At 72.8% G+C, this 6,099-nt stretch carries 6 protein-coding genes and 1 pseudogene; 4 read left to right on the plus strand and 3 right to left on the minus strand.

Annotated features, from left to right (window positions below; genetic code table 11):
• The first annotated feature begins 92 nt into the window (after positions 1 to 92).
• Together pncA and I53_RS11460 are read left to right on the plus strand one after the other, a co-directional pair.
• Positions 93 to 719: a bifunctional nicotinamidase/pyrazinamidase gene (gene pncA, locus I53_RS11455; RefSeq protein ID WP_043350665.1), complete on the plus strand. Its 627-nt coding sequence runs from the start codon at positions 93 to 95 to the stop codon at positions 717 to 719.
• A gap of 110 nt (positions 720 to 829) precedes the next feature.
• A complete protein-coding gene (locus I53_RS11460) occupies positions 830 to 1,030 on the plus strand; it encodes a hypothetical protein (protein WP_043350668.1) in 201 nt (66 codons plus the stop codon).
• A gap of 51 nt (positions 1,031 to 1,081) precedes the next feature.
• Here the strand turns inward: I53_RS11460 and I53_RS11465 are convergent, their stop codons facing one another.
• The 3 genes from I53_RS11465 to rimO all read right to left on the minus strand — a co-directional run bounded on the left by I53_RS11465 (position 1,082) and on the right by rimO (position 4,089).
• Positions 1,082 to 1,309: a hypothetical protein gene (locus tag I53_RS11465; RefSeq protein WP_043350671.1), complete on the minus strand. Its 228-nt coding sequence runs from the start codon at positions 1,307 to 1,309 to the stop codon at positions 1,082 to 1,084.
• A gap of 192 nt (positions 1,310 to 1,501) precedes the next feature.
• Positions 1,502 to 2,584 (minus strand): DNA polymerase IV, encoded by a 1,083-nt coding sequence (gene dinB / locus I53_RS11470; RefSeq protein WP_043350672.1) that lies wholly within the window; start codon positions 2,582 to 2,584, stop codon positions 1,502 to 1,504.
• Positions 2,585 to 2,727: 143 nt separating this feature from the next.
• On the minus strand, positions 2,728 to 4,089 hold the full coding sequence (rimO, locus tag I53_RS11475) for a 30S ribosomal protein S12 methylthiotransferase RimO (protein WP_043350679.1): 1,362 nt from the start codon (positions 4,087 to 4,089) through the stop codon (positions 2,728 to 2,730).
• A 376-nt stretch (positions 4,090 to 4,465) separates the two neighbouring features.
• Here rimO and pabB point away from each other — a divergent pair, with 376 nt between their 5' ends.
• Both pabB and I53_RS11485 read left to right on the plus strand, forming a co-directional pair.
• Positions 4,466 to 5,866 carry an aminodeoxychorismate synthase component I gene (gene pabB, locus I53_RS11480; RefSeq protein WP_043350674.1) on the plus strand — a complete coding sequence of 467 codons (1,401 nt, stop codon included), beginning with the start codon at positions 4,466 to 4,468 and terminating at the stop codon, positions 5,864 to 5,866.
• A pseudogene (locus I53_RS11485) lies at positions 5,863 to 6,099 on the plus strand (glutamine amidotransferase); the annotation flags it as partial. The gene pabB and the pseudogene I53_RS11485, both read left to right, overlap by 4 nt.

Consider the following 6,099-nt stretch of genomic DNA (forward strand, 5'->3'; position numbering starts at 1 on the left):
TACCCGCTGCCCGAGGCGCAGCAGGTCCACCGCGACCTCGCGGGCTGGGAGACCACCGGCTCGATCGTGATGCTGCCCTGAGGCCCGCGACCGTGACGCCCGGCAACGCCGACCTGCTCCTCGTCGTCGACGTGCAGGTCGATTTCCTGCCGGGCGGGGCGCTCCCCGTCCCGGGGGGCGACGCGGTGGTCGAGCCGATCAACGCGCTCCAGCACCGCTTCCGGCATGTGGTGCTGATGCAGGACTGGCACCCGGCGGATCACGTCTCCTTCGCCGAGACCCATCCCGGTCGGGCGCCGTTCGAGACCATCGTGCTGCCCTACGGGCCGCAGGTGCTGTGGCCCCGGCACTGCGTCCAGGGCAGCCGCGGGGCCGCCTTCGCGCCGGGGCTCGCCACCGACCGGGCGAGCCTGGTGGTGCGCAAGGGGCTGGATCCCCGGGTCGACAGCTACTCGGCCTTCCTGGAAGCCGACCGGGCCACGCGCACGGGCCTCGCGGGGGCGCTCAGGGAGCGCGGCATCACCCGCGTCGCCGTGTGCGGCCTCGCCACCGATTTCTGCGTCGCCTGGAGCGCGCTCGACGCCCGCGACGCCGGCTTCGAGGTCCTCGTGGTGGAGGATGCGGTGCGCGGGATCGACGTGGACGGGTCGCTGGCGCAGGCCTGGGCGCGGATGGAGGCGGCGGGCGTCCGCCGGATCGCGGCGGCGCAGATCGGCTGAGCGCCGCGGGGCGCGGGAGGCGAACCGCCGCATGCCGCGCGGGAGACCGCCCCCGCCCCAACGCGTTGGCCCGACATCGGCATCCGGCAGGATGCCAGTCAGGAGCCAGCATGTCAGGCAAGCACCCGAAGACCGACACGCCGACGGACGCCGACCTCAAGGGCAATCCCGGGATCGGCACGTCGAAGGGGATGAGCGGCGCCGACCCGGCGGATCTGCAGGCGGATTCCACCTTCGAGGGCGACGTCGACAACGAGACGAAGCGCGACGGCGGCGTCGACCCGGACCACCGGCCGCGCAAGAACGCCTGACCGAGCCGGCGTGACGGCACGCCCGGGCCGGCCCGGCCCGGGCGATCCCGGTCAGCGGGCGCGGGCCGGCGGCTTCGGCCGCTGCGGCGCCGGCCCGGTCGCGAACCCGGCGGACGGGCCGCCCGCCGGGACGTAGAGCTGGGCGGGGCTCGCGGTGTAGCCCAGGAGCTGCGCCGCGTTGGCGGCCCCGAAGGCGGCGGTGCCGTCGGCGCGGGCGGCGCCCACCGGGACGGTCAGCAGGAGCGCGGCGAACAGGGCCAGGACGGCGGGCTTCGACATGGGACGGACCCTTCGGTGCGCGCGGTCCCGGCGAATGCCGGTCCGCGCCGGATGGATCCCATGTGGGGGCGGCCGCGCGGGCCCGGCGTGCGCGACCGCACGACGATCCCGCGTCGCATCAGCGCGGGCCGCGCGACGGCGCTCCGCGACAGGGCCCCGCGACGGGGCGCCGCCCCGCGACGGGGCGCCCCGTCAGAGCGCCAGCCCGAGCTGGAGCGGCGCCTCGGGCGCGTCCTGCGCGAAGCCCGACAGCGACACCCCGATCAGCCGCGCGCTGCGCCGCAGGGGGAACAGGCCGGCGAGCAGGTCGAGGCCGATCCGCTCCAGATTGGCCCGGTCGGCCACGGGAACGGTGAGCGATTTCGCCCGGGTAACCTGGGCGAAATCCGAGAACTTCAGTTTCAGGGTCACGGTCCGGGCGCGCATCCCCTTGGCCTCGGCCCCCGCCCAGACCTTGTCGAACAGCGGCGCCAGCCGGGCGGCCAGGACCTCGAAGGCCGCCGTATCCTCCGAGAAGGTGGTCTCCGCCCCGATCGACTTGCGCACCCGGTGGGCGCGGACCGGCCGCTCGTCGATCCCCCGGGCGACCGCGTGGTAGTAGGCGCCCGCGGAGCCGAAGGTCTCGCGCAGGCGCTCCGGCGTCCAGGCGCGGAGATCCGCCCCGGTCTCGATCCCGAGCCGCTTCATCTTCGCCTCGGTGACCGGACCGACGCCGTGGAACCGGCCGATCGGCAGTTCGGCCACGAAGTCCGGCCCCATGGCGGGGGTGATGACGAACAGGGCGTTCGGCTTCCTGTGGTCGGACGCCACCTTGGCGAGGAACTTGTTGTACGAGACCCCGGCCGAGGCCACGAGCCCGGTGCGCTCCAGGATCTCGGCCCGGATCGCCTTCGCCACGGCCGTCGCCGTCGGCAGGCCCAGGAGGTTCTCGGTGACATCGAGATAGGCCTCGTCGAGGGCCACCGGCTCGATGAGCGGCGTGTGCCGGGCGAAGACCGCGCGGATCTCCTCCGAGACCGCCCGGTAGACCTCGAAGCGCGGCTTCACGAACAGCAGGTCCGGGCAGAGCCGCCGGGCCGTGGCCGACGGCATGGCCGAGCGCACGCCGAACTTGCGCGCCTCGTAGCTCGCCGCCGCCACGACGCCCCGCTCCCGCGAGCCGCCCACCGCCAGGGGCTTGCCGCGCAGGGACGGGTCGTCGCGCTGCTCCACGGAGGCGTAGAACGCGTCCATGTCGATGTGGATGATCTTGCGGAGCGCGACCTCCGGATCCATCGCCGCCTCGGAGATCCGCGGTGAGTTCCTGCTCTGTTCCAAAGACCGCGGTGGGCCAGCGGGGTCAAGCCGCGTCGGAGAGGGCTTCAACAGGAGTCCGGCCCGCGCCCGTCATCGCGAGCGCAGCGAAGACGGGAATAGCCTTACGCCACGCTGCCGTAGAGGTCGTAGGCCTCGGCCCGGTCGATCTTCACGGTGACGATGTCGCCGACCCGCACCGGGCGCCGGAAGGCGGCGTGGACGGTGCCGTCGATCTCCGGCGCGTCGGCCTTGGACCGGCCCCGGGCGACCCCGCCCTCGACGGCATCGACGATGATCGGCAGCCGCTTGCCGACCTTGGCGCGCTGCAGCCGCAGCGCGATGCCGTTCTGCGTCTCCATGAACCGGCGCTTGCGCTCGGCCTTCACCGCCGGCGGCACGAGGTCGCCGAGCGCGTTGGCGGTGGCGCCCGCCACCGGCTCGTACTCGAAGCAGCCGACCCGATCGAGCTTGGCCTCCTGCAGCCAGGCCAGCAACTCCTCGAACTCGGCCTCGGTCTCGCCGGGGAAGCCGACGATGAAGGTCGAGCGGATCGCGAGGTCCGGGCAGGTCTGCCGCCAGCTCCGGATCCGGTCGAGCTGGCGCTCCTGGTTGCCGGGCCGGCGCATGCGCTTGAGCACCGACGGGCTCGCGTGCTGGAGCGGCATGTCGAGGTAGGGGAGCACCTTGCCCTCGGCCATCAGCGGGATGACCTCGTCCACGTGCGGGTAGGGGTAGACGTAGTGGAGCCGCACCCAGGCCCCGAGCTCGCCGAGCTCCTTGGTCAGGTCGTAGAACTTGGCCCGGACCTGCCGGTCGCGCCACGGGCTCTCGGCGTAGCGGATGTCGACGCCGTAGGCGCTGGTGTCCTGCGAGACGACGAGCAGCTCCTTCACGCCGGCCTTCACCAGCTTCTCGGCCTCGCGCAGCACGTCGGCGGCGGGGCGGCTCACGAGGTTCCCGCGCAGGGACGGGATGATGCAGAAGCTGCAGCGGTTGCTGCACCCCTCCGAGATCTTCAGGTAGGCGTAGTGGCGCGGGGTGAGCTTGATCCCCTGCGGCGGCACGAGGTCGAGGAACGGGTCGTGGGCCGGCGGCACCGCCTCGTGGACGGCGGCCACCACCGACTCGTAGGCCTGCGGCCCGGTCACCGCCAGGAGATCCGGATACTTCTCGCGGATCTCCTCCGGCTGCGCGCCCATGCAGCCGGTGACGATCACCCGGCCGTTCTCCGCCATGGCCTCGCCGATGGCCGAGAGCGACTCCGCCTTGGCCGAATCGAGGAAGCCGCAGGTGTTGACGATCACCACGTCGGCGCCGTCGTGCCGGCGGGCCAGCTCGTAGCCCTCGGCGCGCAGGTGGGTGAGGATCCGCTCGGAATCGACCAGCGCCTTCGGGCAGCCCAGCGACACGAACGAGATCTTGGGGGCCGTGATTTTGGATTCGGCTCCGGGAGCGGGGCCGCGGGGAGCAGGCGTGGCGGTCATGGCATTCGGGTCGGACAGGCCCGGCGCGGGCAACCGAGGATCGGTCGCCCGAAGCGCGAGGACGGGAATTCGGGATCGCGGTTCCTATACAAGCTCCCGCGCCGCCGCGCGAGACCGGCCGCCGCAGGGGTGACCGGACCGGCGCGCGCCGCTGACGCAGAACCGGAAACCTGGCTGTTTGACCAGGACTTTGCGCGCCTGCCCTGACATCCCACATGAAGCCGCGGGGACGCGGTCTGCGTCGGAAGCACGCCCTGTCTGCCCCCCGGGGCGGTCCCTGCGTGCAACTGCCGCTTCCCCCGCGGCATCGCCTGTGCGACGGCAGCGTGACAGGATCTGCCCCGCCCTCGCCCAGGACAACAGCCCGAACCCGGTCATGTGGACCCGAGAGATCCCCTTCATCGATCCCGTCGCGGCGGCGGCCCGGCTGCGCGCCCTGCCCGGGCTCGCCTTCCTCGACAGTGCCATGCGGCACGACTCCCTGGGTCGCCATTCGATCGTGGCCGCCGAGCCGTTCGCACGCTTCCGCTACCGCGACGGGCGGGCGACCCTCGACGGAAATCCAGTGCCGGGCGGTCCCTTCGCGGCTCTGCGGGCGTGCCTCGCGCCGTACCGGATCGAACCGGACGCCGAAGAACCCTTCCCCGGCGGGGCGATCGGCTATCTGGCCTATGACCTCGGGGCATCGCTGGAACGGGTGGCGCCGCCGGCCCGGCGGGCGGGGCTCACCGACGACATCGCCCTGAACTTCTACGACACGGCCCTGGTGATCGATCACGCCGCGGGCACCTGCCGGCTCGTCGCTACGGGGTTCCCGGAGACCGCACCGGCCCAGCGGCAGGCCCGCGCGGAGGCGCGGCTCGCCCGATTCGCCGACTTGCTCGGCGGCGCGGAGATCCCGAGCGCGGCCGCCGCCGGAGCGCCGGAGCCGCTCACATGGCGCTCGAACTTCGACCGACAAACCTATGAAGAGGCTGTCGAAAAGGTCCGCGCCTACATCCGGGCGGGCGACATCTACCAAGCCAACATCGCCCAGCGTTTCACCGCCGATCTTCCGGCCGGCTTCGATCCGTTCGCCCTCTACCGGCGGCTGCGCGCCACCAACCCGGCGACCTTCGGCGCCTATCTGGAGTTGGAGGGCCTGACCGTCGCCTCGTCCTCGCCCGAGCGGTTCATCCGCCTCGACGGCCGTCACGTGGAGACCCGGCCGATCAAGGGCACCGCCCGCCGCGCGGATAACCCCTCGGACGACCCAGCGGCCGACCCAGCGGCCGACCGGGCGGCGGCCGAGGCGCTCCAGGCCAGCGTCAAGGAGCGGGCCGAGAACGTCATGATCGTCGACCTGCTGCGCAACGATCTGTCCCGGGTCTGCGCGCCAGGCAGCGTCGCCGTGCCGACGCTCTGCGGCCTGGAGACCTACGCCAACGTCCACCATCTGGTGTCGGTGGTGACCGGAGAGCTCCGCGACGGGCTCGACGCCCTCGACCTCCTGGAAGGGACCTTCCCGGGGGGCTCGATCACCGGCGCCCCGAAGATCCGCGCCATGGACATCATCACCGAGATCGAGGGCGACGCCCGGGAACTCTATTGCGGCGCCATCGGCCGGATCGGCTTCGACGGGGCGCTCGATACCGCGATCGCGATCCGCACGGTGTTCATGGACGACCGACAGGCGGTCCTGCAGGCCGGGGGCGGGGTGACCCTGCTGTCGGAGCCCGGCCCGGAATACGACGAGACCCTCGCCAAGGCCGCCCGCGTCTTCGAGGCCTTCACATGATCCTCGTCCTCGACAACTACGATTCCTTCGTCTTCAACGTCGTCCGCTACCTGGAGGAGCTGGGCGAGGAGGTCCGGGTCGTGCGCAACGACGCCCTGGACGTCGCCGGCATCCGGGCGCTGGCCCCCGAGGCCCTGGTGGTCTCGCCCGGCCCCTGCACCCCGGCGGAGGCCGGCATCTCCCTGCCGGCGATCCGGGAGCTGTCGGGGGCGGTGCCGATCCTCGGCGTCTGC

This window comes from Methylobacterium sp. B1 (assembly GCF_000333255.1).
Classification (GTDB): domain Bacteria; phylum Pseudomonadota; class Alphaproteobacteria; order Rhizobiales; family Beijerinckiaceae; genus Methylobacterium; species Methylobacterium fujisawaense.

What these genes read in the sequence shown, in the direction of transcription:
- pabB (WP_043350674.1), top strand. Translation starts at nt 4,466, where the DNA reads ATGTGGACCCGAGAGATCCCCTTCATCGATCCCGTCGCGGCGGCGGCC.
- dinB (WP_043350672.1), bottom strand. Translation starts at nt 2,584, where the DNA reads ATGGATCCGGAGGTCGCGCTCCGCAAGATCATCCACATCGACATGGAC.
- I53_RS11460 (WP_043350668.1), top strand. Translation starts at nt 830, where the DNA reads ATGTCAGGCAAGCACCCGAAGACCGACACGCCGACGGACGCCGACCTC.
- I53_RS11465 (WP_043350671.1), bottom strand. Translation starts at nt 1,309, where the DNA reads ATGTCGAAGCCCGCCGTCCTGGCCCTGTTCGCCGCGCTCCTGCTGACC.
- rimO (WP_043350679.1), bottom strand. Translation starts at nt 4,089, where the DNA reads ATGACCGCCACGCCTGCTCCCCGCGGCCCCGCTCCCGGAGCCGAATCC.